25 protein-coding genes are annotated in these 25841 nt (G+C 69.5%); 13 read left to right on the top strand and 12 right to left on the bottom strand.

Going from position 1 to position 25841, the window contains the following annotated elements; genetic code table 11:
* The first annotated feature begins 35 nt into the window (after nucleotides 1–35).
* The 3 genes from gorA to LQ771_RS09735 all read left to right on the top strand — a co-directional run bounded on the left by gorA (nucleotide 36) and on the right by LQ771_RS09735 (nucleotide 2571).
* The gene (gene gorA, locus LQ771_RS09745; protein ID WP_231349210.1) at nucleotides 36–1379 is read left to right on the top strand and encodes a glutathione-disulfide reductase; all 1344 of its coding nucleotides are present in this window, start codon (nucleotides 36–38) and stop codon (nucleotides 1377–1379) included.
* Between the two features lie 31 nt (nucleotides 1380–1410).
* Nucleotides 1411–2187 carry an N-formylglutamate deformylase gene (gene hutG / locus LQ771_RS09740; RefSeq protein ID WP_231349209.1) on the top strand — a complete coding sequence of 259 codons (777 nt, stop codon included), beginning with the start codon at nucleotides 1411–1413 and terminating at the stop codon, nucleotides 2185–2187.
* A gap of 186 nt (nucleotides 2188–2373) precedes the next feature.
* Nucleotides 2374–2571: a hypothetical protein gene (locus LQ771_RS09735; RefSeq protein ID WP_231349208.1), complete on the top strand. Its 198-nt coding sequence runs from the start codon at nucleotides 2374–2376 to the stop codon at nucleotides 2569–2571.
* A 55-nt stretch (nucleotides 2572–2626) separates the two neighbouring features.
* Here the strand turns inward: LQ771_RS09735 and LQ771_RS09730 are convergent, their stop codons facing one another.
* The 7 genes from LQ771_RS09730 to asnS form a co-directional block, all read right to left on the bottom strand.
* Entirely contained in the window at nucleotides 2627–3052 is a 426-nt protein-coding gene (locus tag LQ771_RS09730) for a RidA family protein (protein ID WP_231349207.1), read from the bottom strand.
* On the bottom strand, nucleotides 3049–3717 hold the full coding sequence (can, locus tag LQ771_RS09725) for a carbonate dehydratase (protein WP_231349206.1): 669 nt from the start codon (nucleotides 3715–3717) through the stop codon (nucleotides 3049–3051). Before can ends, LQ771_RS09730 begins: the two co-directional genes overlap by 4 nt.
* Before the next feature lie 12 nt (nucleotides 3718–3729).
* A complete protein-coding gene (locus LQ771_RS09720) occupies nucleotides 3730–5196 on the bottom strand; it encodes an aldehyde dehydrogenase (protein WP_231349205.1) in 1467 nt (488 codons plus the stop codon).
* A gap of 152 nt (nucleotides 5197–5348) precedes the next feature.
* Nucleotides 5349–6137 (bottom strand): SDR family oxidoreductase, encoded by a 789-nt coding sequence (locus tag LQ771_RS09715; RefSeq protein WP_231349204.1) that lies wholly within the window; start codon nucleotides 6135–6137, stop codon nucleotides 5349–5351.
* A 44-nt stretch (nucleotides 6138–6181) separates the two neighbouring features.
* Nucleotides 6182–6514: a hypothetical protein gene (locus LQ771_RS09710; RefSeq protein ID WP_231349203.1), complete on the bottom strand. Its 333-nt coding sequence runs from the start codon at nucleotides 6512–6514 to the stop codon at nucleotides 6182–6184.
* A complete protein-coding gene (locus tag LQ771_RS09705) occupies nucleotides 6511–7299 on the bottom strand; it encodes a MalM family protein (RefSeq protein WP_231349202.1) in 789 nt (262 codons plus the stop codon). Before LQ771_RS09705 ends, LQ771_RS09710 begins: the two co-directional genes overlap by 4 nt.
* Nucleotides 7300–7304: 5 nt before the next feature.
* The gene (gene asnS, locus LQ771_RS09700; RefSeq protein ID WP_231349201.1) at nucleotides 7305–8720 is read right to left on the bottom strand and encodes an asparagine--tRNA ligase; all 1416 of its coding nucleotides are present in this window, start codon (nucleotides 8718–8720) and stop codon (nucleotides 7305–7307) included.
* Nucleotides 8721–8848: 128 nt separating this feature from the next.
* On the opposite strand from asnS, the gene LQ771_RS09695 reads away from it, so the two are divergent.
* The 4 genes from LQ771_RS09695 (at nucleotide 8849) to rplI (ending at nucleotide 10637) form a co-directional block, all read left to right on the top strand.
* Nucleotides 8849–9175, top strand: coding sequence for a HesB/IscA family protein (locus LQ771_RS09695; RefSeq protein ID WP_231349200.1), 327 nt, complete (start codon nucleotides 8849–8851; stop codon nucleotides 9173–9175).
* Nucleotides 9176–9347: 172 nt separating this feature from the next.
* Entirely contained in the window at nucleotides 9348–9782 is a 435-nt protein-coding gene (gene rpsF / locus LQ771_RS09690) for a 30S ribosomal protein S6 (protein ID WP_231349199.1), read from the top strand.
* Between the two features lie 17 nt (nucleotides 9783–9799).
* Nucleotides 9800–10030: a 30S ribosomal protein S18 gene (gene rpsR / locus LQ771_RS09685; RefSeq protein ID WP_209619137.1), complete on the top strand. Its 231-nt coding sequence runs from the start codon at nucleotides 9800–9802 to the stop codon at nucleotides 10028–10030.
* Between the two features lie 157 nt (nucleotides 10031–10187).
* Complete coding sequence (gene rplI, locus LQ771_RS09680; protein WP_231349198.1) at nucleotides 10188–10637, top strand: 50S ribosomal protein L9; 450 nt, start codon at nucleotides 10188–10190, stop codon at nucleotides 10635–10637.
* Between the two features lie 168 nt (nucleotides 10638–10805).
* Here the strand turns inward: rplI and LQ771_RS09675 are convergent, their stop codons facing one another.
* Nucleotides 10806–11159, bottom strand: a complete 354-nt coding sequence (locus LQ771_RS09675; protein ID WP_231349197.1) for a hypothetical protein — start codon at nucleotides 11157–11159, stop codon at nucleotides 10806–10808.
* A gap of 152 nt (nucleotides 11160–11311) precedes the next feature.
* Here LQ771_RS09675 and LQ771_RS09670 point away from each other — a divergent pair, with 152 nt between their 5' ends.
* Together LQ771_RS09670 and LQ771_RS09665 are read left to right on the top strand one after the other, a co-directional pair.
* Complete coding sequence (locus LQ771_RS09670) at nucleotides 11312–12010, top strand: VIT1/CCC1 transporter family protein (RefSeq protein WP_231349196.1); 699 nt, start codon at nucleotides 11312–11314, stop codon at nucleotides 12008–12010.
* An 85-nt stretch (nucleotides 12011–12095) separates the two neighbouring features.
* Nucleotides 12096–12941 carry a DUF3014 domain-containing protein gene (locus tag LQ771_RS09665; protein ID WP_231349195.1) on the top strand — a complete coding sequence of 282 codons (846 nt, stop codon included), beginning with the start codon at nucleotides 12096–12098 and terminating at the stop codon, nucleotides 12939–12941.
* 21 nt (nucleotides 12942–12962) lie between these two features.
* On the opposite strand, the gene LQ771_RS09660 is transcribed toward LQ771_RS09665, so the two are convergent.
* Nucleotides 12963–13862, bottom strand: coding sequence for an NAD(P)/FAD-dependent oxidoreductase (locus LQ771_RS09660; RefSeq protein ID WP_231349194.1), 900 nt, complete (start codon nucleotides 13860–13862; stop codon nucleotides 12963–12965).
* A 325-nt stretch (nucleotides 13863–14187) separates the two neighbouring features.
* Between LQ771_RS09660 and LQ771_RS09655 the strand changes: the two genes are divergently transcribed.
* Together LQ771_RS09655 and LQ771_RS09650 are read left to right on the top strand one after the other, a co-directional pair.
* Complete coding sequence (locus tag LQ771_RS09655) at nucleotides 14188–16770, top strand: PAS domain-containing protein (protein WP_231349193.1); 2583 nt, start codon at nucleotides 14188–14190, stop codon at nucleotides 16768–16770.
* Between the two features lie 281 nt (nucleotides 16771–17051).
* Nucleotides 17052–18359 (top strand): GGDEF domain-containing protein, encoded by a 1308-nt coding sequence (locus tag LQ771_RS09650; RefSeq protein WP_231349192.1) that lies wholly within the window; start codon nucleotides 17052–17054, stop codon nucleotides 18357–18359.
* Here LQ771_RS09650 and LQ771_RS09645 read toward each other — a convergent pair.
* Nucleotides 18356–20569, bottom strand: a complete 2214-nt coding sequence (locus LQ771_RS09645; RefSeq protein ID WP_231349191.1) for a putative bifunctional diguanylate cyclase/phosphodiesterase — start codon at nucleotides 20567–20569, stop codon at nucleotides 18356–18358. The genes LQ771_RS09650 and LQ771_RS09645 overlap by 4 nt on opposite strands.
* An 80-nt stretch (nucleotides 20570–20649) precedes the next feature.
* Nucleotides 20650–23517 (bottom strand): PAS domain-containing protein, encoded by a 2868-nt coding sequence (locus tag LQ771_RS09640; protein ID WP_231349190.1) that lies wholly within the window; start codon nucleotides 23515–23517, stop codon nucleotides 20650–20652.
* Nucleotides 23518–23701: 184 nt separating this feature from the next.
* Here LQ771_RS09640 and LQ771_RS09635 point away from each other — a divergent pair, with 184 nt between their 5' ends.
* Nucleotides 23702–24286, top strand: coding sequence for a YceI family protein (locus LQ771_RS09635; protein ID WP_231349189.1), 585 nt, complete (start codon nucleotides 23702–23704; stop codon nucleotides 24284–24286).
* Between the two features lie 391 nt (nucleotides 24287–24677).
* On the opposite strand, the gene LQ771_RS09630 is transcribed toward LQ771_RS09635, so the two are convergent.
* Nucleotides 24678–25127, bottom strand: a complete 450-nt coding sequence (locus tag LQ771_RS09630; protein ID WP_231349188.1) for a cupin domain-containing protein — start codon at nucleotides 25125–25127, stop codon at nucleotides 24678–24680.
* 74 nt (nucleotides 25128–25201) lie between these two features.
* On the opposite strand from LQ771_RS09630, the gene thpR reads away from it, so the two are divergent.
* The gene (gene thpR / locus LQ771_RS09625; protein ID WP_231349187.1) at nucleotides 25202–25780 is read left to right on the top strand and encodes an RNA 2',3'-cyclic phosphodiesterase; all 579 of its coding nucleotides are present in this window, start codon (nucleotides 25202–25204) and stop codon (nucleotides 25778–25780) included.
* The last annotated feature ends 61 nt before the right edge of the window (nucleotides 25781–25841 follow it).

The raw sequence follows: 25841 nt of genomic DNA, 5'->3' as shown, positions 1-25841 counted from the left end.
CAGGCATGCTTCCAGGCGCGCTCCGTGGAGGCTGCATGACAAGCGACTTCGACCTGATCGTGCTCGGTGCCGGATCCGGCGGACTGACGGTGGCGCAGCGCGCGGCAAGATACGGCGCCCGGGTGGCGCTGGTGGAGCCCGGGCCGCCGGGTGGCACCTGTGCGAACCTGGGTTGCGTGCCCAAGAAGGCGCTCTGGTTCGCTTCGCAACTGGCGCACGCCCAGGCACTGGCCGTCGAGTACGGATTCGACCTGCGGCCAGGCCGGCTCGACTGGAACCACTTCCGCCGGTTGCGCGACCACTACATCGAGGCCATCCGCGGACGTTATGCGGAGCGTCTGCGGGAAGCGGGCGTGACCTGGGTCGGGGCGGCGGGTCGCCTGCTGGCGCGCGGCACCGTGCAGGCCGGCGACAAGCAATACCGCGCGCCGCAGATCGTCATCGCCACCGGCGCCCGCCCGCGGCGGCTCCCCCTGCCGGGCTTCGAGCTGGGCATGGTTTCGGACGACATCTTTTCCATGCGCGCGCTGCCGCGTTCGATCGGCATCGTCGGCGGCGGCTACGTCGCGACCGAGTTCGCCTGCCTGCTGCGCGCACTCGGTTGCGAGGTGGAATTGCTGATCCGCAGGCAACTGCTCGACGGTTTCGATGCCGGGCTGGTGCAGGCGCTGTCCGAGCAGATGCGCGCGCAGGGCATCGGCATCACGCCGCAGAGCGACGTCAACGGCATCCGCGGCGAGGCGGGCGCGTTGCTGCTGGACGACGCCCGGGGCGCCACGCACGGACCGTACGAGGCCGTGTTGTGGGCAGTCGGCCGCGTGCCCGACAGCGATGCGCTGGGGCTGCACGAGATCGGCGTGGCGTGCGACGCCAAGGGCTTCGTGCGGATCGATGCGCACCAGAACACCACGGTCCCCGGCATCACCGCCATCGGCGACGTCACCGACTGCCCCGCGCTTACGCCGGTGGCCGTCTCGGCCGGATATGCGCTGGTCGAGCGACTGTTCGGCGGCCAGCCGGAGGCGAGCTTCGACTACCAGGCCATCCCCAGCGTGGTCTTCGCCGATCCGCCGCTGGGCAGGATCGGCCTGACCGAACAGCAGGCGCGGGCAAGCCACGGCGACGCGGTGAGGGTTTATGACAAGCGCTTCGTGCCGCTGCAGTTCGCGGTGGCAGGGCAGCGCCAGCCGACCGTCATGAAGCTGGTCTGCACGGGCGACGACGAGCGCGTGCTGGGCCTGCACGCGCTCGGCCCCGGGGTGGACGAAATGCTGCAGGGCTTCGCCGTGGCGATGCGCCAGGGCCTGACCCGGCGCGAGCTGCGCAGTGCGGTGGCGATCCACCCGACCTCGTCGGAAGAACTGCTGCTGATGCACTGAGCCCGCGTGGCGCGGGCGCTACACTCGCCCGATGGACATCTTCCGCCTCGACCAGGGCACCGCGCCCCTGCTGATCAGCCTGCCGCACGACGGCAGCCACATTCCCGAGGACATTGCCGTCCGCATGCACCCGGCGGCGCGTCGTTCGCCCGATACCGACTGGCACGTCACCCGCCTGTACGCGCCGCTGGCGCAGACGCTGGGCGCCAGCCTGCTGCGTCCGCTGGCCTCGCGCTACGTGGTCGACCTCAACCGTCCGGCCGACGGCCACGCGCTGTATCCGGGCCGGCGCGAGACCGGGCTGGTGCCCACCACCGGTTTCGATGGCGAGCCGCTGTATCGGGAAGGCGAGCCCGACGCCGACGAAGTTCAACGCCGCGTGAACGACTACTGGCGTCCGTACCACGCCGCGCTGCAGCAGGAAATTGCGAGATTGCGCGCGATGCATGGTCGCGTGGTGCTGTGGGAAGGCCATTCGATCCGCAGCCATGTGCCGATGCTTTTCGAGGGGCGCCTGCCCGACCTCAACCTCGGCACCGCCGATGGCGCGAGCTGCTCGCCGTCGCTGCAGCATCGCCTGGAGGACGTGTTGCGTGCGCAGGACCGCTTCGATTTCGTGGTGAACGGCCGTTTCAGGGGCGGCTACATCACGCGGAAGTATGGACGTCCAGACGAGGGCGTCGATGCCGTGCAGCTGGAAATGACCCAGCACAATTACATGGATGAAGAGAGCTTCGCGTGGGACGAAGGCAAGGCCGCGGGGCTGCGCGCCGCGATCGAGCCGCTGCTGCGCGCCTGCCTCGCCTGACGCAAGTTCCTTCGCGGGAAAAACCGGCCGTCGCAAGTCAAGGGGCATGCGCGGTCGGCGTGCGTGCCGGTGCTCTCGAGGTTCAGTTGCCGTATCCGGCGGGCGCCGCATCGTGCCCTCGCCGCGCCGCCCGCGATACCGGGTTCCGGCCGGGTCCGCGGCTTTCTACAGCTCCGAGGTTTCCTTATGCGTAAGCTCGTGATCGCTTCCCTGCTCGTGGCGGGCGTGGCTCTTTCCGGTGTTGTGCTGGCCCAGGACGCCGCCCCGAAGGCGGCGACCAGGACCGAGCAGGCGGCCGCGGCCCCGAAGAAGGCCACGACCCACCACCATCACGCCCACAAGGCGATGAAGAAGGCGGCGGAAAAGCCGGCTGCCGGCAAGTAATCCGGTCGGACACCGTCACTGGCCCCGCCGGCCTGGCCGGCGGGGCCTTTCGTTTTCAGCGGTCGGCCGGCAGCGCGGCGATGCACTTGAGCTCGATCGCGATGGGCGTCGGCAGGGCGTCGATGCCCACGGTGGTGCGGCAGGCATCGACACCGGCGAAATATTCGGCATAAAGCCTGTTGTAGACCGGGAAGTCGCGCGCCATGTCGGTGAGGAAGACGGTCACGTCGACCAGGTCCTCCCAGCGCGCGCCGCTGGCTTCCAGCACCGCGCGCACGTTGGCGAACACCTGCCGGCACTGCGCCTCGATGTCGTAGGCGGCGAGGCTGCCGTCGTGCTCATGGACGTTGCCCGGCACGCGGTTGCTGCCCGGCTCGCGCGGACCGACGCCGGAAAGGAACAGCAGGTTGCCCACCCGGCGCGCATGCGGGTAGGCGCCCACCGGGGCCGGGGCCGACCCGGTGCGGATGCCGCCGGTCATGCCTTCTGCTGCCAGCGCTCGGCCATGCCGTCGAGCGCGTTGCGATAGGCCTCGGCCATGCCTTCACGGCCAGTGACGATCAGCCCGAGGTCGTGCATGTGGCCGTCGGTCAGGCCGTAGATCCAGGCGTGCACGGTGAGCTTCTGGCCGCGCTCCCAGGCGTCCTGCACGATGCTGGTACCGCACACGTTGAGCGCCTGCTCGATGGCGTTGAGCTCGCACAGGCGCTCGTGCCGCTCGGCGAAGGGTACCTGCGGTTGCAGCGAAGCGCCGTGCTTGAAGGCGACGTCCTTTACGTGGCGCAGCCAGTTGTCGACCAGCCCGAGCCGGTCCTTGCGCAACACCGCGCCCACGCCGCCGCAGCCGTAGTGGCCGACCACCAGGATGTGCTCGACCTTGAGCACGTCGACCGCGAACTGGATGGTGCTCAGTGCGTTGAGGTCGGTGTGCACGACCACGTTGGCCACATTGCGGTGGACGAAGATCTCGCCCGGCGGCAGGTCGACGATCTGCGTCGCGGGAACGCGCGAATCCGAACAGCCGATCCACAGGTACTTGGGTGCCTGCTGCTGCGAGAGCTGCTCGAAGAAGTGCGGGTCCGCCGCGGTGACGCTCGCCGCCCAGCGGCGGTTGTTGGCGAGCAGTTCTTTCAGGGTATGCGGCATGGACATTCCAGATCAGTAACGGATACAGACGTTCTTGGGCTCGGTGAAGAAGGCCAGCGCGTCGGTGCCGCCCTCGCGGCCCAGGCCCGACTGCTTCACGCCGCCGAATGGCGTGCGCAGGTCGCGCAGCAGCCAGCAGTTGGTCCAGACGATGCCGAAGTCGAGCGCCGAGGCGACGCGGTGGGCGCGCGAAAGGTCCCGCGTCCACACCGAGGCGGCCAAGCCATAGCGGCTGTCGTTGGCGAGTGCGATCGCTTCGGCCTCGTCCTCGAACGGAATCAGGCTGACCACCGGGCCGAAGATCTCGGTCTGGTTGGTGGCGGAGGCGTTGGACAGCCCCTCGATCACGGTCGGCGCGACGAACCAGCCGTTGGCGCAACGCCCCGGCACATGCATCGCCTCGCCGCCGCACAGGATGGTGGCGCCATCGGCGCGGGCCTGGGCGATGCAGCCCATCACCTTGTCGAAATGCGGCCGTGAAACCAGCGCGCCGAGGTTCGTCGAAGGCGCATCCGGATCGCCCACGACCAGTTGCCGCACGCGTCCGACGTAGCGCTCGCGGAAGCGCTCGTAGATCGACCGCTCCACCAGCAGGCGCGATCCGCACAGGCAGATTTCGCCCTGGTTGGCGAAGCCCGAGCGCACGATGGTGTCGAGGTTGGCCTCGGAGAGGTCCGCATCGGCGAACACGATCGCGGGGTTCTTGCCACCCATCTCCAGCGAAACTTTCTTGAAGCGCGGCGCCGCCGCGGCGGCGATCGCCGCGCCGGTCGCGGTGCTGCCGGTGAAGGAGATCGCCTTGACGTCGGGGTGTTCGACCAGCGGCTGGCCCACGCTCGGACCGCGGCCCTGCACGACGTTCAGCACGCCTGCCGGCAGACCCGCCTCGATGCTCAGCTGGGCCAGTCGTGCGGCCGTGCAGGGCGTGATCTCGGACGGCTTGGCCACCACCGCATTGCCGGCGGCGAGCGCCGGCGCGATCTTCCAGGTGAACAGGTACAGCGGCAGGTTCCACGGACTGATGCAGCCGACCACGCCCAGCGGCTGGCGCAGCGTGTAGTTGATGGCGCCGATGTCCGGCTGGCCCAGCGCCATGGCATGCGATTGGCTTTCCCAGCCCTGGATGGCGGCAGCGAAGTAGCGCAGGTTGCTGACCGCGCGCGGGATGTCGAGGTTGCGCGCCAGTGCGAGCGGCTTGCCGCTGTCGCGGGACTCGATCGCGGCGAACGCCTCCAGGTCCTGCTCGATCAGCTCGGCCAGGCGGTTCAGCAGTCGTGCGCGCTGTTCCACGGGCGTATGCGCCCATGCGGGCGCGGCGCGGCGGGCGGCGGCCACCGCGTCGGCGACGTCCTCGGCACCGGAATCGGGACAGGTTGCGAACACTTCGCCGGTGGCCGGTTCGTATACGTCGAGCCAGCGGTCCGCACGCGGGGCCACCAGGCGGCCGTCGATCAGGTTGGCGAGGCGCAGGGTAGGCATCCGGACAAGCTTACGACCTGGGGGCGGGGATTGCACCGGACGGTGGCGTATGTGGTTCCTGCCGGCGGGACCACCGGGCAATGCCTTTTGCCCTGGCGTCTGAGTGATGCGGGCCATTGCCACAAGCGGGCCGCCCCGCAGGGGCAGGACGGTCAGCTCAATGCGCGCGTGCGGCCGCCGTCGACGGCAATGCTGACGCCGTTGACGTAAGCGGCGGCCGGGGTACAGAGGAAGGCGATCACCGCGGCGACCTCGGCCGGCTCGCCGAAGCGGCAGGCGGGAACGGTCGCCATCAGGTCGCGCGCGATCTCGTTCTCGCTGCGTCCGCTGTGCTTCGCCTGCGTGCCGAGCAGGCTGTCCAGCCGGCCGGTGCGGGTGTAGCCGGGCAACACGTTGTTGACCGTGATGCCGTCGGCGGCCAGTTCCCCCGAGAGGGTCTTGGCCCACGCGGCCACCGCCGCGCGCACGGTGTTGGAAACCCCAAGGTTGGGAATCGGTTCCTTCACCGAGGTGGAGATGACATTGACGATGCGGCCATAGCCGGTCTCGCGCATGCCCGGCAGCAGCGCCTGCACCATCGCCTGGCCAGCGATCAGGTGCTGGCGGAAGGCCGCCTCGAAGGCGGCCGGGTCGGCGGTGTGTGCCGGGCCACCGGGCGGGCCGCCGCTGTTGTTGACGAGGATGTGGACCGCAGCTGCCGCGGCGATCTCGGTGACCACGCCCTGCAGGCGTGTGGTGTCGAGCATGTCGGCCGCCTGCCAGCGATGCTCCTGGCCCCGCGGGCGCGGCAGCCGGGCAGCCAGTTCCTCCAGGGGAGCTGGCGAGCGCGACAGCAGGGTGACGGTGGCGCCCAGCTCCGCCAACTCGATGGCGCTGGCCCGGCCGATGCCCTGGGAAGCGCCGCAGACCAGCGCGTGGCGACCCGTGAGATCCAGTTGCATCGAATGCCTCCGTGGTTGATGTGCGCTGACCCGCGACGCGGTCTTCAGCGCGCTTTCCACTGCAGGAACATGGCGGCGAACCAGCAGCCCCAGGCCAGCCAGGGCGTCACGCGCCACAGGCCGAACCAGCGGGTGATCGCGTCGTCCTGCAGCAGCTCGGGCAGGCGCGGCTGCGAGGAGCGCAGCACATGCTGCATGCGCATCCAGGTGCGCACGCCGCTGGGGCGTCCCTGCTCGGGCTGGGCGATGATCTTCCACTGCTGCGAGTGACGCTCGCGTAGCAGCCGGGCGATGCGGTACTGCGCCAGGTAATACAGCACGAAGCAGGCGATGCCGCCGGCCAGGAGCAGCAGGTAGAGCGCGACGAAGGGATTCACGTGCCGCTCTTGCTCCAGTGCGTGGGCAGGGCGGTGCGCAGCGTATTGAGCAGGCCCTTGCCCTGGGGGGCCTTGTCGCAGATGCCGTTTTCCACTGCCCTGGCGTAGCTCTCGTTCATCATGCCGATCCAGACCGTGCCATCAGGTCCGTGCGGGATGCGGAAGCTGCCGTTGGAGGTCATCCGCACCGGCGCCTCGGCCGAGAACGTGGCGGGCGACTGCTCCCAGTAGGTGTCGCCGGACTGCTGGTCGGCCGAGCTGTAGACCACGAGATAGCGCGCCTTGTCGCTGGTCACCTTGAGCTGGCCGAAGGCGCCTGTGGTGGCACTGCTCCAGCCTATGTACTCGCACAGCTGGATGTCCTGCGAATCGATCGGCTGGAACGCGGCATCGAGCAGCACCGTGGTCGGCGCGAACAGGTAGCTCGAATGCAGCCAGCGGCCGTTCAATTCGGACTTCAGGGCAACCCGGTAGGGCAGTTTGGCGTCGGTGGGCAGGCGGAAGGCGAGGAAATAGCTGCGCACGCCGTTCAGGCTGGCCACCATGCTGCCCGGGCCAAGCTCGAACTTCTTCGGACGCCACGGCAACGGCGTCAGGTAGGAGAAATCCGCGAAGCTGCCGCAGCAGGGCGTTGCCTTCTGCAACTGCAGTTTGGCCTGCTCCAGCGCGTTGCCGGTATCGGTCGGCGCGCGCAGGTTGGGCGGCACCAGCACCTTGACGCTGTGGCATGCGCCAAGCAGCAGGGTGAGGGCGACCAGTAATGTCAGCGGGAGGCGACGGGGCATGGCGGTCAGAAATCGGCGGATCCGGCGGCGCGGGGATAGGGGATGGCGTCGCGGATGTTGGACAGCCCGCACACATAACACAGCAGGCGCTCGAAGCCCAGTCCGAAGCCGGCGTGCGGGACGGTGCCGTAGCGGCGCAGGTCCCGGTACCAGCCATAGGTGGTCAGATCCAGACCGAACCTGGTCATGCGGCGGTCGAGGTAGTCCAGGCGCTCCTCGCGCTGGCTGCCACCGATGATCTCGCCGATGCCCGGCGCCAGCACGTCCATCGCGGCGACGGTCTTCTCGTCGTCGTTCAGGCGCATGTAGAAGGCCTTGATCGCCTCGGGGTAGTTCATCACCACCACCGGGCGGCCGACGTGCTTCTCGGCCAGGTAGCGCTCGTGCTCGGTCTGCAGGTCCACGCCCCAGGCGACCGGGTATTCGAACTTCTGGCCGGAGTTCTTCAGGATCTCGATCGCGTCGGTGTAGTCGATGCGCTCGAACGGCTGGGCGATGAAGTTCTCCAGCCGCGTGATGGCATCCGGCGCCACGCGCTCGGCGAAGAACGCCATGTCGTCGGCGCGCTCGTCCAGCACGGCCTTGAAGATCGCCTTGAGGAAGCGCTCGGCGCAGTCGGCATCGGCCGCGAGGTCGGCGAAGGCGATCTCCGGTTCGATCATCCAGAACTCGGCCAGGTGGCGCGGGGTGTTGGAATTTTCCGCGCGGAAGGTCGGACCGAAGGTGTAGACCTTGCTCATCGCCAGGCAGTAGGCCTCGACGTTGAGCTGGCCGGACACGGTCAGGAACGCCTCGCGGCCGAAGAAGTCCTTGCGGAAATCGACCTTGCCCTCGGGCGTGCGCGGCAGGTTGGCCAGATCCAGCGTGGACAGCCGGAACATGTCGCCGGCGCCCTCGGCATCCGAAGTGGTGATGATCGGCGTGTTGACCCAGAAGAAGCCTTCGGCCGTCAGGTGGCGGTGGATCGCCATCATCATCGTGTGGCGCACGCGCGTGACCGCGCCGAACAGGTTGGTGCGCGGGCGCAGGTGGGCGACTTCGCGAAGGAACTCCATCGAGTGCTGCTTGGGTTGGATCGGGTAGGTTTCAGGGTCATCCACCAGGCCGGTGACTTCCACCCCGGTCGCCTGGATCTCGAACGCCTGGCCCTTGCCCTGCGAGGGCACCAGCGTGCCGGTGACGATCACGCCGGCGCCGGCGGTCAGGTGCCTGACCTCGCTCTCGTAATTGGCGAGGGTGGCCGGTACCACCGCCTGGATCGGATCGAAGCAGGAGCCGTCGCTCACGTTGACGAAGGACAGGCCCGCCTTGGAATCGCGCCGCGTGCGCACCCAGCCGCGTACCATCACGTTGCTGCCGGCCTCGATGGCGCCCGAAAGGGCCTGCTTCACGCTGCACAACGTCGGGCTCACTACCGCCATGGGATTGAAACTCCTGCGTGCGCGCCGCATCTGGACGCTGTCGTGTTCGATTCGCCGCGCCGGAGCGGCGCGTCGGGGCAAACCCGCATGATAATGTAGGCCAGCGACCTTCTTCACCCTCAGGCGCCATGAGCATCTCGATCACTTCCCCGGCGCGCGAGCGCATCCGCCAGTTCCTCGCCCAGTCGCCCGACGCGGTCGGCGTGCGCTTCGGTGTCAAGCGCACCGGCTGTTCGGGCTTCGCCTACGTGGTCGACCTGGCCGAGGACGCCCGCGCGGATGACCAGACGCTGGAGGTCGACGGCATCCGCCTGATCATCGACGCCAAGAGCCTGCCCATGGTGGATGGCACGGTGATCGACTTCCGCCGACAGGGTCTCAACGCCGCGTTCGTTTTCCACAACCCCAATGCCACCGGCGAGTGCGGGTGCGGGGAAAGCTTCACGGTCGGCTGAAGCGGCCACGGGCGTCGCCCCCGCGAATCAACACCTTGCGCGCGCCTTTGCGTGCCGGTTACACTCCCGCTTCTGTCCGCGCCCCACCGGCGCTGACGGGTACTTGCCTCACCGCTCCGGCGGGAGGCTGCGAGGCCCTTCGGGGCCGCATCCACAAGGAGCCAACACCACAATGACCATGCGTCATTACGAAATCGTGTTCCTGGTCCACCCTGACCAGAGCGAGCAGGTCCCGGCCATGATCGACCGCTACAAGGCGCTGATCGAGGCCGACGGCGGCAAGGTCCACCGTCTCGAGGATTGGGGTCGCCGCCAGCTGGCCTACCCGATCGAGAACCTGGCCAAGGCGCACTACGTGATGCTCAACATCGAAGTGGGCCAGAACGCGCTGAACGAGCTCGAGTCGGGCTTCCGCTTCAACGACGCCGTGCTGCGCCACCTGGTGGTCCGCCGCGACGAGGCCGACACCGAGCCGTCCTTCATCCTGAAGTCCAAGGAGAAGGATGACGCCAAGTCCACGCGTCGCCGCGACGACGATGGCGACGGTGACGACCGCCCGGCGCGCCGCGAGCGCGAAGACCGCGACAACGATCGCGACAGCGACTGATCCAGGAGCACTGACCCATGTCCAAATTCTTCCGCCGCCGCAAGTTCTGCCGCTTCACTGCCGAAGACGTGAAGGAGATCGACTACAAGGATCTCAACACGCTGCGCCAGTACGTCACCGAGAACGGCAAGATCGTGCCCAGCCGCATCACCGGCACCAAGGCGCGCTACCAGCGCCAGCTGGCCACCGCCATCAAGCGCGCGCGCTTCCTGGCGCTGCTGCCGTACACCGACAACCACGACGTTTGATCGGGATTGGTGATTCGGGATTTGGGATTCGATAGAAACTGCAAGCTCGCCGCCTGCTGCCTTGCGAATCCCGAATCCCGTTTCCCGAATCCGCGCTCTTCGGACAACCGTCCACGGCTGCGCCGGCCTCACCGGCGCTAACGAAAAGGAAAGACCCATGGAACTGATTCTTCTCGAGAAAGTCCGCAACCTCGGCAACCTGGGTGACAAGGTCAAGGTCAAGCCGGGCTACGGCCGCAACTACCTGCTGCCGCAGGGCAAGGCCGTGCCGGTCACCGCCGCCAACCTCGAAGCGTTCGAGAAGCGCCGCGCCGAGTACGAGGCCAAGGCCAACAACCTGCTGTCCGAGGCCGAGTCGCGCAAGGCCAAGCTGGAAGGTGCCGAGGTGACCATCACCGCGCACGCCAGCCCGGAAGGCAAGCTGTACGGCTCGGTCGGCCCGCGCGAGATCGCCGAGGCGCTGGAAGCCGCCGGCCACAAGGTCGGCAAGGGCGAAGTGATCCAGGGCGAAGGCCCGATCCGCAACACCGGCGAGTACGAAGTCGTGATCAGCCTGCACGCCGACGTGCAGACGCAGGTCAAGGTGATCGTGGTCGGCGACAAGTAAGCCGATCCTTCCATTGCGGCAATCCAAGCGGGCGCCCTCGGGCGCCCGTTTTCTTTGGTGCCTCGCCGGCGCGCGTAGCGCTCGATCCCGTGACCGCGTGACCCCATGGTCGCACCCGGGAATGCGCCTGCAGGTGTGCCGGCACGTGCCGTGCGGGCGCCGGGATGGTCAGCGGACCGTGTTCGGCGGCGCGATCACCTTGTAGGGCAGCTCGTGCGGCTCGATCGGTGCGCCGCCGATACCCAGCGGCTTCTCACCCATCCCCGGGGCGCCCCCGGTGGCCGCGTCGCCCATGCGGTTGCCCTGCCCGGGCACGGCCATGCCGCTGCCCAGACTCGGATCGGTGGTGTCGCCGGTACTGACGCCCTGGGTGGCATGGTTGACGGTACCGGCCTGCACCCCGCCTGCGACACCCGGACCGGCGGCGTTTCCTGCGCCCATGCCGGTGCCAGAGCCGCTGATGGCCGGATTGCTGGTGGTCTTGCCCGCGCCGGGGCCGGTCGGGGTAGTCGATCGGGACATGGCGGTTCCTTCAGGGAAACTGCCCCCATGCTGCCGCGCGGGCGGTGACCACCCTGTAAAACCCCGCCGGCAAGGGGTGGCTTGATGCACGGCCGGGTCGATCGGTGCCGTCGAGGGTATGCTCGCGTCACCCGCCGGACCCAGGAGCGCGCATGCGTCCCCATCACCACAACGAACGCCACCGCACCGGCCACATGGGCTGGTTGCGTGCCGCCGTGCTCGGTGCCAACGACGGCATCGTGTCCACCGCCAGCCTGCTGATGGGCGTGGCGGCCGCGCACGCCGACCGCCACGCCGTGCTGCTCGCCGGCGTCGCGGCGCTGGTGGCCGGCGCGATGTCGATGGCTGCGGGCGAGTACGTCTCGGTGCACTCGCAGGCCGACAACGAACAGGCCGAGCTCGCCCGCGAGCGCGAGGAACTGGCCAACGACCACGATGCCGAGCATCGCGAGCTGGCGACCATCTACGTGGGGCGCGGGCTGGATCCGGCCCTGGCGCGGCAGGTCGCCACGCAGTTGATGGCGCATGACGCGCTCGACGCCCACGCCCGCGACGAGCTGGGCATCACCGAGGTCTTCCGCGCCCGCCCGCTGCAGGCGGCAGCCGCCTCGGCGGCAAGCTTCGCGCTCGGTGCGGTGGTACCGCTACTGGTGGCGGCGGTCGTGCCTGCGTCGCTGCAGCTGGCGCTGGTGTTCGCCGTATCGCTGGCCTGCCTGGCGTTGCTCGGCGCTGCCGCCGCGCGAATGGGCGGCGCATCGGCCGGCCTCGGTGCGTGGCGTATCGCGTTCTGGGGCGCACTGGCGATGGGCGTGACGACGGGCACCGGCTTGCTGTTCGGTTCGGTTCCCTGAGCGGTCGCCATCGTCGTGCGGGTTGCACATCGCCGCCACGGGCGTTATGCAAGGGGGCAGGCATTCCAGACAGGTGGTAGGCGCATTGAAAAAGAAGCAGTCTTCGATCGGGCAATGGCTCGTTTCCGGCGTGGTGGTGGTCCTGGCCATTGCGGTGGGCGTGTTCATCTGGCGCAAGGCCACGCAGGCCGGGGGCGAACCGACGCCGGTGGCGTCGTCGACGGCGCCCGGCAGCGCGGGTGCGGGACCGGCCGCCGCCTCGACCGCGATCCGGCACCCCATCGCACAGGCCGCGCCGGCGCCGGCCTCGACCGCGCCGCTGCCGGCGCTGGATGCCAGCGATACCGACGTGGCGAGCGCGCTGCTGGCGCTGGGCGGCAACGCGCTCGACGGGTTGTTGCAGCGTGACCAGATCATCCGCCGCGCGGTGGCCACGGTGGACGCGCTGCCGCGCCAGAGCGTGGGCACCAACATCCTTCCGCTGAAGACGCCCAAGGGCGCATTCCTGGTCGAGCAGGCCGATGGCGCCATCACGCTGAGCCCGCGCAACGCCGAGCGCTACGGGCCCTATATGCAGGTGCTCGAGAGCATCGATCCCAGGGCGCTGGTGGCCTGGTACGTCGCGCACTATCCACTGTTCCAGCAGGCGTACCGCGACCTGGGTTACCCGAAGGGCTATTTCAACGACCGCCTGATCGTCGCCATCGACGACATGCTGGCCGCGCCGGTGCCCGATGCCCCGGTGAGGCTGGTCCAGCCCAAGGTGTTCTACCGCTATGCCGATCCTGGGCTGGAGGCGCGCTCGGCGGGGCAACGACTGCTGATGCGCCTGGGCGCGGAGGATGAAACCAGGGTTAAAGCGAAGCTGCGGCAGATCCGTGCCTTGTTGACGGGCGCCACGTTGCCGGCGGCGGCCGCTTCGGCAGGGTGAGGGCGCGCAGCGGCCGCGCCCCTAGGAGTAGTTGCGCGGCAACCGCCGGTGCACGGTGGTCGCCGCGATCGCCGCGTGTCCCACCGCGACGCTGATCTGGTTCAGCGCGCTCACCACGTCGCCGATGGCGTAGATCCCCGGCACGCTGGTCTGAAGGTGCTCGTCCACCACCAGTGCCCCTGCGTCGTCCAGCCGCGCGCCCAGTGCGGCAGCCAGACCCGACTGCGCGTCGGCGCCCAGCACCGGATACAGCGTCTCCAGCCGTAGTCGGCGGCCGTCGGCAAAGTGCGCCTGGCAGCCGCCGTCGACCAGTTCCAGGCGTTGCGGCGCGGGCCACAGTTGCACGCCTTCGTCGGATGCGCGGCGCTGCAGGCGTTCGTCCAGCGGAGCATCGCCGATGGCCAGCGCGCAGACGTGGCGGGAGAACGTGCGCAGGAACGCCGCATGCCCGATTGCCTCGTCGGCGGGCCCCAGCACGCCGATGACGTCGTCGCGCGCCTCGTAGGCATCGCAGACCGCGCACAGCCGGACGGCGCCGGTGGCGATCGCCTGCTCCACGCGATCGAGCGCGGGCAGCCGGTCGACCACGCCGGTGGCCAGCACCACCGTGCGCGCGTGCCAGCGCTGCCGGTCGTCGCTGGCGACGAAGCCTCCCGCATGGTGGTCGAGCCGGGTGATGCGCGTGCGCACTTCTGGTACGCGGTAGGCCTGTGCCTGCAGCCGGAAGCGCGCCAGCAGTTCGTTGCCGGCCACGCCGAAGGGAAAGCCCGGGCAGTTGTGGCTGGCCGGAATCCAGCGTGCACGGCTGGCCCCCGCGTCGGCCACCAGGATGTGGCGGCGGAAACGGGCCAGATAGGTCGCCGCGGTGAGACCGGCCGGGCCGGCACCCACGATCAGGCAGTCGAGCGGTTCTTCGGACATGCGGGTGTGCCATGGGGCGACAGGACGAGTAGCCGCGACGTGAAACCGCCCGCAGCCAGCGGGCGCGGCGAGACAGGACCCTCACGGCTCTTTGCCGGCCCGGCGACAAAGGGCGATCGATAGTGTGACGCACATCACAGGCCGCCCCTCGCGTCGGCCGCCGGGGTGCGCCGGTCGGTCGCCACCCAGCCACCGGGTTTCCGGGGGAGGGGGGCAGACCCTCCCCACCAGGCCCGGCGCGCAGGGACGCACGCAAGGAGCAAGCGTGCCAGGATCGTCCACGCCAGCGTCAGCGGGAGGCGGGTTCCTCGCCGGGAGCGGCGAGATGGCGGCGCGTATCCGTTCCCTGGACTGGTCGTCGTCGCCGCTGGGTCCGCTCGACGGCTGGCCGACATCGCTGCGCACGCTCATATCGATGATGCTCGAGAGCGAGTTGCCGATCGCGCTCGGCTGGGGGCCCGAACTGACCTGCCTCTACAACGATGCGTACCGGCCGCTGCTGGGCAGCAGGCCGGAGGCACTGGGGCGTCCGTTCCGCGAAGTCTGGCCCGAAGCGCCCGAGATCACCGAGCCGGCGATCCGGCGCGCGCTCGAGGGAACACCCAGCTGTTTCCGCGATGCGCGGTTCATGCTGGAGCGGCACGGCTTTCGCGAGGCGGCGTACTACGACTACTGGATCGGGCCGGTGCGCGACGAGGGCGGCCAGGTCGCCGGCCTCATCAACGAAGCCATCGAGACGACCCAGCGCGTGCTGGCCGAACGGCGCCTGCGTTTCCGTACGCGGCTGGGCGACGCCTTGCGCGACCTGTCCGATCCGCGCGAGGTGATGGCCGCCGCCGCCCGGCGGCTGGGCCGGCACCTGCGCGCGGACCGCGTGGGCTACGCGGAAGTGGACGACAGCGGCGAATACTTCAGCGTCGAGCGCGACTGGACCCGCCGCGGCATGTCCACCGGTGTGGGACGCCACCGGCTGGCCGAGTTCGGCCCGAGGTTGATCGCGGAGGCACTCACTGGCGTGGCCATCCGGGTGAACGACCCGTTCGACGACCCGCGCATCGAACCGGAGGTGGCCAGGACTCACCATGCCCTCGGCGGGCTGCGCGCGAGCCTGACCGTGCCGCTGGTCAAGGGTGGCCGGCTGGCGGCCTTTCTTTCGGTGCAGCAACGCGAACCGCGGCGCTGGACCGACGAGGACGAGGCGCTCGTGCGCGAGGTGGCCGAGCGCACCTGGGCCAGCGTCGAGCGGGCGCGCGCCGAGGCCGCGCTGCGCGCGACCAGCAACCGGCTCAAGCTGATCCTGGAAAGCACCACCGGCTACGGCGTCCTGACGCTCGACCTGGAGGGACGCATCACTTTGTGGAATGCCGGTGCGCAGCGGTTGCTGGGATGGAAGGAGGAAGAGGTGCTGGGCAAGCGGGCGGACATCTTCTTCACCCCGGAGGACCGCGACCAGGGCGTGCTGGAAGAGGAAATGAAATGCGCGGCCGAGAGCGGCCGCGCGCAGACCGATGGCCAGCGCGTGCGCAAGGATGGCTCGCGGTTCTTTTCGAGCGGCCAGATGATGCCGCTGCGCAATGGCGGCGGCCGGCTGCTCGGTTATCTCAAGGTGCTGCGCGACCGCACGATGGAGCACCAGACGCGGGAGACGCTCGAGCGCGGCGTGGCCGAGCGCACCGCCGAACTGGCCGCGACCAACCGCCAGTTGCGCTCGCAGATCGAGGAGCGCGAGCGGGTGGAGGCCACGCTGCGCCAGATGCAGCGGCTCGAGGCGGTCGGCCAGCTCACCTCCGGCGTGGCGCACGACTTCAACAACCTGCTCACGGTGATCACCGGGAATATCAGCATGCTCGAGCGGGCGTGCGCGGAGAAATTCGAGAGCGACCCGCACATACGCCGGCGCCTGACCTTCATGAAGGAGGCCGCTGCGCGTGGAGCCAAGCTCACGGCGCAGTTGCTCGCCTTTTCGCGGCGCCAGCGGCTGGAGGCCAAGGCGGTGGACCTCAACGGCATCGTCGCCGGCATGCGCGACCTGCTGCAAAGCTCCATGGGCGGCTCGGTCCAGCTGACGATGAAGTTGCAGCCGGGACTGTGGGCCGCGCTGGTCGATCCGACCCAGATTGAGCTGGTGATCCTCAACCTGGCGATCAATGCACGGGACGCCTCGCCCGTGGGCAGCGAGCTGATCATCGAGACTGCGAACGTCGCGCTGCGCGATCCGGCCGCGCGCCCGGAGGAGCCGTGTCCGGGCGATTACGTGATGGTCGCAGTGGCCGATCACGGCAGCGGCATGGCGCCGGCGGTGCTCGCGCGGGCATTCGAGCCGTTCTTCACCACCAAGGAGGTCGGCAAGGGCTCGGGCCTGGGGCTGGCGCAGGTGTATGGCTTCGCCAAGCAGTCCGGCGGCGGCGTGCGGATCGACACGCGGGAAGGCGAGGGGACCGCGGTCAAGGTTTACCTGCCGCGCGCGGCCGGCGCCGTCGCGCATGTGGAGGACACGCCGCACCCGCCGGTGCATGTGGCCAGCGCCACGCGGCAGCGCATCCTGCTGGTCGACGACGACACCGACGTGCGCGAGGTGACCGCCGCCATCCTCGTCGAGCGCGGCTACGAGGTGATCGAGGCGGGCAGCGGCGGCTCGGCGCTCGACGTGCTCGAGCGCGAGGGCAACGCGGTGCACCTCATGCTGATGGACTACGCCATGCCGGGCATGAACGGCGCGGAGGTGGCGCGCGAGGCACATGCCAGGCGGCCCTCGCTGCCGATCCTGTTTCTCACCGGCTATGCCGATTTCGCCGCGTTCAAGGACATCGGCGACGATCGCCTCGTGAGCAAGCCGTTCCGCGAGGAGGATCTGCTGTCAAAGGTCCGGTACGTCCTCGGCACGAGCCTGGACGAACCGGACCCGTGAACGTGGCGCGACACCCAGGCAGACGGCAGCATTGCGGCTGTCGGACGTGGCCTGGTACGGCGCCAGGTCTGGATCCGCGGAGACCGGCATTGGCAGGTCCAGGCAACAACCGCAGAAGCTCCTCCTCGCCGTCTTCCGGTCGGGACGGGAAGGCACTTGAGCAGGTACGCGCGCCGTTCGAGTCCGGATCCGCGGTCGATTCAAGCTCGGCCGTACGTGGCCGATAAGCGATCAGGAGCCTTGTTGCCAGACGTGCCGTGCTCCGGCGCGGAGAGATCTGCTTGAACCTGTCCGTCGTTCCCGATTTTCTCGCCATGGGCGGGCTGGTGCTGGTATTTGCCGGCCTGCTCCGGCGAACCGGGCAGGCGCGCCCGCGCTACTGGCTGGTCGGGTGGGCGATGATCCTGGTGCACATCGTCGCGCAGTTCGTCGAGCGCAACCTTGCCCCCGGACCGGCGGCGAACGCGGCACTGGCCGTTTCGCTGTCGATGTTGCTGCTGGCCAGCGTGAGCTTCATCTGGGCCGGCACGGATGCGCGCCTGGCCTGGTGGCGCGACCTGGCCATCACGCTGCTGGCGGCCGCGCCGGACGTGGCGTTCTTCGTACTGGCCGCCTACGGCTCGCAGGCCCGCCTGGCCTATCTGGCGTGCACCATCCTGGGGCTGGTCTCGACCGCCGGGGTGTTCCGCCGCGACCGGCGCAAGCCGTCCTGGTCCGTCCCGGTGCTGGTCGGGATCTATGCGCTGCAGGGCATCTTCGTCTGGCGCGGTGCCATCGAGCATGCGCTCTACTGGATGCTGTTCTGGCATTACCTGGCGGTGGCGCTGTGCTTCCATCGCAGCGCGTCGGGGTCGTCAGTGGGCGTGGCGTTCACCACGGTGAGCTTCGTTGCCTGGGCCGCGGTGTTTCCGGTGGCCGCAGCGCTTGAACCATGGCTGGCCGGCTGGGGCATCCAGGACGAGGCGTGGAACCTGCCCAAGTTCCTGGTCGCCACCGGCATGATCTTCACCCTGCTCGAAGAACAGATCGGGCATGCCGAGCACGCCTCGCACCACGATGCGCTGACCGGACTGCCCAACCGGCGCGTGTTCGCGCAACGGCTGGAACACGCGCTCAGGCGCGCGCGCGAGCGCGGCGGGCGCGTCGCGATGCTGGTCATCGACCTGGACGACTTCAAGCGGATCAATGACACGCATGGCCATGCCGCAGGCGACGTGCTGCTGCAGTTCGTGGCGCAGCGCCTGCAGCAGTGCATACGCGCGGGCGACACGCTGGCGCGCCTGGGCGGCGACGAGTTCGCAGCGATCCTGCCGGAGGTGGACGACCGCGCATCCGCGCAGGCGCGTGCCGAACGCCTGGCGCGCGCGTTCGATACGGGTACCGAGTTCCTGGGCCAGCCGCTGTCCATCGGCGCGAGTATCGGCCTGGCGCTCTATCCGGACGACGGCCAGGACGAAACGCGCCTGTACGCGGCCGCCGACCGGGCGATGTACGCCAGCAAGCTGTCCGAGCGCACGGGGCAGGGCGGCGTCGATGCGGAGCGGGCACAGGCCGCGGAGCCGGATTCCCGCCGCGGACCCACGGCCTAGTCGCCGGCCGAGTTCCTGTCGCGGGACGAGAGATCCCGGGCATCCCGGGCCTCGGGCGAGCTGCGCTGCGCCTGCGGCAACGCGCGCGCCTGCTGGTGTTCGGCCAGCCAGCGGCGAAAGCCGGGTTCGTCCAGCGGCCGACAGATCAGGAATCCCTGCATGCCATCGCAGCCGATCCGTTCCAGCGTCAATCGCTGGGGCACGGTTTCCACGCCCTCGGCGATCGCCGCCATCCCCAGACGATGTGCCACGTCGACGATGAAGCTGGCCAGCGGGTCGGCGGCGTCGGGATCCAGCTCCCTGACGAACGCGCGGTCGATCTTGAGCACGTCCAGCGGCAGGCGCTGCAGGTAGCTCAACGACGAATAGCCGGTGCCGAAGTCGTCCAGCGCCAGGCGAAAGCCCGCCGCGGACAACTGGTCGAGGGTGTCCAGCGCGCCGTCGAAATCCCGCAGCAGCGCACTCTCGGTCAGCTCCAGGGCCAGCCGCGAAGGCTCGATGCCGGCCGCATGCACCTGGGCCTCCAGTTGCGCGGCGAAGTGCGGATGGTTGAGCTGCCAGGCGCTCACGTTCACCGCCAGGCGGCCACCGAAGGCCACGCCGTCGCGATCCCAGGCGCGGATGTGCGCGCAGGCCTGCCCGATCACCCAGGCGCCGAGCGCGTGGATCAGGCCGGTCTCCTCCGCCAGCGGAATGAACGCCGACGGCGAAAGCTCGCCCAGTTGCGGGTGCTGCCAGCGCAGCAATGCTTCGGCACCGAGCAGCTCGCCGCGGCGGTTGACCTGCGGCTGGAAGTGCAGCGCGAACTGGGTGGGCATGCGCTCCTGTTCCAGCGCGGTGCGCAAGCCGCGCTCCAGCGTCAGCCGCGTGTCGGCTTCCTGCTGCATCGGTTCGAGAAACAGGCGCACGGTGTTGCGCCCGGCGGCCTTGGCCCGGTAGAGGGCGATGTCGGCGCGGCGCAACAGGTCGGCCACGCTTTCCTCGCCGGCGGGGAACAACGCCACGCCCACGCTGGCTCCGACCGCCAGGACGCGGCTGTCCACCGCCACCGGCTCGGCCAGGCGCGCAACCATCCGTTCGGCGACCTGCTGCGCCTGCGCCTGCATGGCGGGGTACGCGCCCGCCAACGGGCCGAGCACGAGCACGAATTCGTCGCCGCCCAGCCGCGCAAGCAACGCGTCGGTGGGCGCGGCGGCGAGCAGGCGGTCGGCGATCGCCTCCAGCATGCGGTCGCCGATCGGGTGCCCGAGGGCGTCGTTGATGGTCTTGAAGTTGTCCAGGTCGATCAGCAGCACGGCGCCATGCTGCCCCCGGGCCAGCGCGTCGGCATGCAGCTCGGCCAGGTGGTCCAGTGCGCGCAGCCGGTTGGGCAGGCCGGTGAGGCTGTCGTGGTAAGCGACGTGGCGCAGGTTGAATTCGGCCTCGCGGCGGGTATGCGCTTCCGCCTCGAGCCGGCGCGTGGTCTGCTCCAGTTGTACCGTGCGCTGGTGCAGCTGGGAGGCCAGCGACAGGCCCATCAGCAGCACGAAAGGCAGGAACGAGAAGGCGTCCAGGTAGGGGTAGTGATGGTCGAGCGCATCCACCACCACGTCGCCCCACAGCAGGGCGGCGAACTGCGACAGCAGGCAGATCGCCAGCAGCGCGCCACGCAGGCCCTCGCCCGCGCGCATCTGTTTCACTGCGCGCGACAGCGCCCACAGGAACGCGACGTAGGTCAGCACGTGGAACAGCAGGCCCCAGGTCGAGGCGACGCCGGCCACGGCGTACAACCGTTCGCCCCAGGGCAGGGCGATGCCGGTACCCGGCGCCAGCCGGGTAAAGAACAGGGTGCCCGGCAGTTCCAGGTTGAGCCAGACGAAGAAACCGGCCACCGCGGCCACCGCCAGCTGCAGCCTTGGCTGGGGCGGACCGCCGGTATAGGCACGAATGAAGATCACGAAAGGCAGGAACGAAATCGCCGCGGCTCCGATCATCGTTCGCAGCGCGCCGGTAGCCACGGCCAGGCTTCCCGCGGTGTGCAGCAGAGCATTCGCGAAAGCGAGCGTGGCGATGCACAGGCAAAGCGAAGCGTAGGAGAGATAGATCGCCTCGCGCCGGCGCCACAGTCCGATGACCGCGAACTGCGCGCCCGAAGCGAGCCCGATGCCGGCGGTCGCTACCAGCGCGGCAGTGTAATAGCCGAACGTGATCGGGCCTTGGTCAACCACCATGCTCCCCTGCACAAGGGCTGCCGCCGCACGATAACCCAACTGTGCCCATGCGCACAGCAGGCGCCGCCATGGGGCGCCGCTCAGAGACGATCAGGCTCGTCCAGGGGCACTTCGATGCTGCAGGCCACGCCACCGGGCGCGAACTCCAGCCTGACGCGGCCGCCGATCTCGTGGTGCAGGCCGCGCTCGATCAGGCGGGAGCCGAAGCCGCGCGCCGTGGGCGGCTGTACCGGCGGCCCGCCGGATTCGGTCCAGGTCAGGCGCAATCTGCCGCGCGCCTCCCAGCGGATGTCGACCTGGCCGGCCTGGTTGGAAAGGGCGCCGTACTTGACCGCGTTGGTGCCCAGCTCGTGCAGCACCATCGCGAAGGCCAGTGCGTGGCGTGGTGGCAGCCAGACCGGCGGTCCCTCGGCGTGCAGGCGGTCATGGTGCAGGTCGCGATACGGCGCGATCGCCTCGCGCACGATCCCGTCCAGCGGCGCGCGACTCCAGCTCTCGCGCGTGAGGATGTCGTGCGCACGCGACAGCGCCATCAGCCGGCCCTCGAACTGCAACCGGGCCAGTTCCGGATCGACGTCGGGACGGAAACTCTGCATCGCCATCGACTGCACCGTCACCAGCGTGTTCTTCACGCGGTGGTTGAGCTCGTTCAGCAACAGCCGCTGGTGCTGGTCGTGCCGCTTGCGTTCGGTGATGTCGTGGAACAGCACCGCCACGCGCCGGTGCGTGCCGTCGTCCAGGCGGCAGGCGTAGACGTCGAACACCCGGCCGTGGGTAACCAGGCCGTGTTCGAAGCGGAAGGCCTCGCCGCTGCCGATGACGCTGTCGAACGTGTCGTACCAGAACGCCGAGGCCTCCGGGAACACTTCGCGCACGGTCCTGCCGATCACCCGGTCGATGCCCGTATGCGCCGCGAAGGCCGGGTTGGTGACCAGATAGCGGTAATCCGATGGCTGGTCCGGTGCGGTATCCACCCGCTCGAGCAGGCAGAATCCTTCGTCGAGCGCGTCGAACAGGGCGCGGTAGCGCTGCTCGCTCTCGCGCAGCGCGCGCTCGGCGCGGGCGCGCGCCACGGCCGCCCAGATGCGTTCGGCGACCTCGCCAAGCAGCGCCACTTCCTCGTCGCGCCAATGCCGCGGCTGGCTCTGGTTGACGTAGAACACGGCCACGAAGCGGCCGCCCTTGGACAGCGGCACGCCCACGCCGGCGCGCACATGGCCGGTCCTGGCATAGGCCTGTCCACTGCCGCGCGTGCGTGCATCTTCGAGTGTGTCTTCCAGCACGACGGTATGGGCGGCGCGGTACTGGTCGACCACGGCGGCACCGAAATCCGCCAGTCGCACGCGTCCGGCCAGGCTGGGCATCTGGCCGTCGGTCCAGTCGCGCTCGACCACGAAGTACTGTCCGCAATCGGTCACCTCGCCATAGCCGCAGCGGCCCACGCCCAGGTGGCGGCCGACCATCTCGCTGATGGCGCTGGTGATCCGCGCGGCATCGTCCAGCCCACGGATGCGGTCGCCCATCTGCAGCAGGAACGATTGCCGCGCCTCGCCCTGGCGCAGTCGTTCCTCCATGCGGCGGCGTTCGCTGGTATCGCGCGACACGCCCACGACCTGCTCGATGCGGCCACCCTCGCTACGCACCGGTCCCCAGGCGAACTGGTAGTAGGCGCGGGGACCGTTCGGGCTGGTGAAGAAGAGTTCGTCCTCCACCGTTTCGCCGGTGTCGAAGATGTGCCGGAGATGGCCGTCCAGTCGCTCCGCCAGCGTGGACGGGTAACCCAGCTCCTGGAAGGTCCTGCCGACCGGATCGCCGGCCTGACCGAACAGCTGGCGCATGGCGCGGTTGACGTAGGCGAAGCGGTGCGCGCGATCGAAGGCGTAGATGTAGTCGGGGATCGAATCGAGCATCGCGGTGAACAGCCACGGGGTTTGTTGCGGCGTCGCCTCGGGCCTGGTCGCGCCCACCTCGCGCAGGCGGGCCAGCAGTGCCTGCTGGTCGCGGTCCAGCTGCGCGTGCGCCTCGCCCGCGCTGTGCAGGCGCACCAGTTCGGTCACGTCCTCGCAGCGGTGGAGTACCAGCGCGACCCGTCCGCGAGGATCCAGCACCGGCGTGTTGCTGATGGACCAGTAGCGCGGGCCGCGCTGGCGCGAGCGGTGGCGCTGCACCACCATCGGCAGGCTGTCCGCAACGCGTCGCCTGAGCACCCGGTCCAGCGACACGCGCAGCTGCTGTTCGACCTCGGCGTGGTTCGTCCAGGAGGCGAGCAGATCGAACCCCGGACGCCCCAGCAGGCTCTCGCTCGATCTGCCGCTCGCGCGCAGCAGTGCATCGTTGGCGGCGACCACGCGGAAATCCGGCGGTGCGAGCAACAGCAAGGGCGCCGGCGCCGCCTGGAACAGTGCCCGGAAGCCCGCGCCCAGTCCGGCCTCGCTCAGCACGTCGCGCAGGTGGTGCTCGGTGCGCAGCCGCGCGGTGACTTCCACGGCGGTGTGGAAGGCGCCGGTCACCCGGCCGTAGCGATCGTGGATCGCCGAGAAGGTGAAAGCGAAGACGCGCTCGACCGGCACACCGGACGTGTCTTCCACCAGCACCGGCATGTTCTCCGCCACGCTCGGCTCGCCGTTGGTGAAAACCCGGTCCAGCATGGGGCCGATGAGGTCGCGCACCTCGGCCCAGTTCTCCAGGACCGGTCGCCCCAGGATCGCCGGATGGCGTTGCTGCGCGATGGCACGGTAGGCATCGTTGTAGAGCTGAAGCCTCTGCTCGCCCCAGAGGATCGCGATCGGCAGCGGGGAAGCCAGGCAGATGTCGACCGCGGTGCGCAGGTGCGGCGGCCAGCCGGCGATCGGTCCCAGCGCGGTGGCAGCCCAGTCGTGCCGACGGATGCACCCGGCCATCTCGCCTTGGCCGACCGGCCAGGAGGAGTGCCGCGTGCTCTGGACCATGGATGACTCCAAGGTGGCGACCGCGCAGGCATCATGGCAGCAAGCTTCCCACGCAAAAAGCTGACGCGGAAGGTACTTGCATGGACCCGCCTCCGCCGAACGGGGCGGGCCGGGTGTCGATTCGCGGGCCCGTCGCACGTCGCTCCATGTCGGCGCGAGGGCGCCAGCCACTGAAGGAGAGACCATGCGCATCCCATCCCGCCTTGCCCGGCTGCTGCCGGTCGCGTTGCTGCTGGCCGGCACCGCCACCGCTGCGCCCGTGCACTACACGCTCGACCCGGATCACACCTACCCCAGTTTCGAGGCCGACCACATGGGCATCTCGACCTGGCGCGGCAAGTTCAACCACAGCCAGGGGTGGGTGGAGATGGACAAGGCGGACGGCCGCGGCAGCCTGGAGGTGAGCATCGCGCTGGACAGCATCGATTTTGGCCAGGACGCGCTCAATACCTGGGCCAGGGGCAAGGACTTCCTCGACGCCGCGCGCCACCCGCGTGCGGTCTACCAGGGACGGCTGGCGGGTTTCGTGGATGGCGCGCCGACCCGGGTCGAGGGCAGCCTGACGCTGCGCGGGGTGACCCGCCCGGTGGATCTGCGCATCGACCACTTCAGGTGCATCCCGCACCCGGTGCTCAAGCGCGAGTACTGCGGTGCCGACGCACGGGGCAGCTTCGATCGCAGCGCATTCGGGCTGGACGCGGGCAAGGACTACGGCTTCGACATGCATGTCGCGCTGCGCATCCAGGTCGAGGCCCTGCGCGACAAGTGACGGACGCTGCGCGATTCCTCGCCGGTGCCTTCACGTGCGGCCGGGCAATCTCGGTGCCGTTGGCGCATCGCGCTTCCCTAGCCGGGTGGCACCCGGTTCCCCGCCCCCCCCCTTGCGGTGGCCCATGGCTGAGCCAGGGCAAGGAAGCGCGATGCGCCGCATTCGTTTCCATCGCGCCGCGATGCCCCCCACCTGGCGTCGAGCCATGTCCGACAATGGCTGCCGCTGCGGCCACCCTCAATGCACCGCCAGGCCCGGTGGCGGAAGTACTGCAGCGACCAAAGCCGCGAGGCGGCCAGTTCGGGCCGCCCCGGGGCGGTACGGTGCGGCGGCGGTCACGCGGTCTGCAAGAGCGATCCCGGGGCCGACCTGCGCCCGGGCGGGGAGTGACTCAGTAGGGCGTGCCGTCCTTGTGGGTGAAGGCGCCATCGCCTTCGACGTACAGGTCGATGTCCGGGTAGTGGCAGGCATCCTCGGCCGAGCGCGTGCCGATCTCGAGATAGACGGCCACCTCGCTGCCGCGGTTGACCAGGTGGTGGCCGTCGGGCAGGTTCTTCGGGAACGCCGCGCAATCACCCGCGCGCAACGGCTCCTCGCCCCCGTCGGTGACGAGCACCAGCTCACCCGACAGCACATAGACGAACTCGTCCTCGCGTGTGTGCCAGTGGCGCTGGCTTGACCAGCCGCCCGGCGGCAACTGCGACAGGTTGACGCCGAAGTCGGTCAGGCCGCCGGCATCGCCCAGCGCCTGCTTGACGCGGTCTTTCGCGACCAGGGCAAAAGGTGCCGGGTAGCCCGAGCCACGGCGTTGCGGGACGTTCGTGACATGGATCTTCGGCATGGAGGTGCTCGTCGTGTGGGCGCTCCATTGTGCACCGCCGCCTACAATGGCGCTTTGCCTCGCACGACGACGCCATGCAGCAGAGTTCCCTGGGCGGCTTTGCCGCCCCTCACCCCACCGACCGCCTGTTCTTCGCCGTGGTGCCGCCGCCGGAGGTGGCGGAGCGGGTGGCTGCGCTTGCCGGTCAGCTGCGCGGCGGCCTCGGCCTGCGTGGGCGGCCAAGGCCAACCGGGCACCTGCACGTGACGCTGCATCACCTGGGCGACTTCGCCGGCCTGCCGCAGCGACGGGTGGACGAGGCCCGTGCGGCGGCAACGGCTGTCGCGTTGCCTTCGTTCGAGGCGCGTTTCGATCGCGTGGGGAGTTTTCGTGGCCGCGCCGGCAAGCACCCGTTCGTGTTGCTGGGTGCGGAAGGCTCGACAGGGCTGGCCGCGCTGTACGAGGCCCTGGCCACGCAGCTCGTCGCAGCCGGCCTGGTGCGGCGCGAGCGCGCCTTCGTGCCGCATCTGACGCTGCTCTACGACGCGTGCACGGTGGCGCCGCAGCCGGTCGAGCCGTTGCGCTGGACGGTGCGGGAATTCCTGCTCATCCACAGCCTGCTAGGGCGCACCGAATACCGCGTGCTCGGGCGTTGGCCGCTCCCCGCGGGCTAGCGCGATACGCACGCGATCACGACGCCGGCCCCGCTAGGTTCGGGTACCGGGCTTCGCGGGG

Origin of the sequence: Frateuria soli (assembly GCF_021117385.1) — a bacterium.
Classification (GTDB): domain Bacteria; phylum Pseudomonadota; class Gammaproteobacteria; order Xanthomonadales; family Rhodanobacteraceae; genus Frateuria_A; species Frateuria_A soli.
This window is presented reverse-complemented; position numbering and strand designations above follow the sequence as displayed.

Bases quoted from the DNA above. Each gene is read 5' to 3' on its own strand.
- gorA (WP_231349210.1), top strand. From the start codon at position 36: ATGACAAGCGACTTCGACCTGATCGTGCTCGGTGCCGGATCCGGCGGA.
- hutG (WP_231349209.1), top strand. From the start codon at position 1,411: ATGGACATCTTCCGCCTCGACCAGGGCACCGCGCCCCTGCTGATCAGC.
- LQ771_RS09735 (WP_231349208.1), top strand. From the start codon at position 2,374: ATGCGTAAGCTCGTGATCGCTTCCCTGCTCGTGGCGGGCGTGGCTCTT.
- LQ771_RS09730 (WP_231349207.1), bottom strand. From the start codon at position 3,052: ATGACCGGCGGCATCCGCACCGGGTCGGCCCCGGCCCCGGTGGGCGCC.
- can (WP_231349206.1), bottom strand. From the start codon at position 3,717: ATGCCGCATACCCTGAAAGAACTGCTCGCCAACAACCGCCGCTGGGCG.
- LQ771_RS09720 (WP_231349205.1), bottom strand. From the start codon at position 5,196: ATGCCTACCCTGCGCCTCGCCAACCTGATCGACGGCCGCCTGGTGGCC.
- LQ771_RS09715 (WP_231349204.1), bottom strand. From the start codon at position 6,137: ATGCAACTGGATCTCACGGGTCGCCACGCGCTGGTCTGCGGCGCTTCC.
- LQ771_RS09705 (WP_231349202.1), bottom strand. From the start codon at position 7,299: ATGCCCCGTCGCCTCCCGCTGACATTACTGGTCGCCCTCACCCTGCTG.
- asnS (WP_231349201.1), bottom strand. From the start codon at position 8,720: ATGGCGGTAGTGAGCCCGACGTTGTGCAGCGTGAAGCAGGCCCTTTCG.
- LQ771_RS09695 (WP_231349200.1), top strand. From the start codon at position 8,849: ATGAGCATCTCGATCACTTCCCCGGCGCGCGAGCGCATCCGCCAGTTC.
- rpsF (WP_231349199.1), top strand. From the start codon at position 9,348: ATGACCATGCGTCATTACGAAATCGTGTTCCTGGTCCACCCTGACCAG.
- rpsR (WP_209619137.1), top strand. From the start codon at position 9,800: ATGTCCAAATTCTTCCGCCGCCGCAAGTTCTGCCGCTTCACTGCCGAA.
- rplI (WP_231349198.1), top strand. From the start codon at position 10,188: ATGGAACTGATTCTTCTCGAGAAAGTCCGCAACCTCGGCAACCTGGGT.
- LQ771_RS09675 (WP_231349197.1), bottom strand. From the start codon at position 11,159: ATGTCCCGATCGACTACCCCGACCGGCCCCGGCGCGGGCAAGACCACC.
- LQ771_RS09670 (WP_231349196.1), top strand. From the start codon at position 11,312: ATGCGTCCCCATCACCACAACGAACGCCACCGCACCGGCCACATGGGC.
- LQ771_RS09660 (WP_231349194.1), bottom strand. From the start codon at position 13,862: ATGTCCGAAGAACCGCTCGACTGCCTGATCGTGGGTGCCGGCCCGGCC.
- LQ771_RS09655 (WP_231349193.1), top strand. From the start codon at position 14,188: ATGGCGGCGCGTATCCGTTCCCTGGACTGGTCGTCGTCGCCGCTGGGT.
- LQ771_RS09645 (WP_231349191.1), bottom strand. From the start codon at position 20,569: ATGGTGGTTGACCAAGGCCCGATCACGTTCGGCTATTACACTGCCGCG.
- LQ771_RS09640 (WP_231349190.1), bottom strand. From the start codon at position 23,517: ATGGTCCAGAGCACGCGGCACTCCTCCTGGCCGGTCGGCCAAGGCGAG.
- LQ771_RS09635 (WP_231349189.1), top strand. From the start codon at position 23,702: ATGCGCATCCCATCCCGCCTTGCCCGGCTGCTGCCGGTCGCGTTGCTG.
- LQ771_RS09630 (WP_231349188.1), bottom strand. From the start codon at position 25,127: ATGCCGAAGATCCATGTCACGAACGTCCCGCAACGCCGTGGCTCGGGC.
- thpR (WP_231349187.1), top strand. From the start codon at position 25,202: ATGCAGCAGAGTTCCCTGGGCGGCTTTGCCGCCCCTCACCCCACCGAC.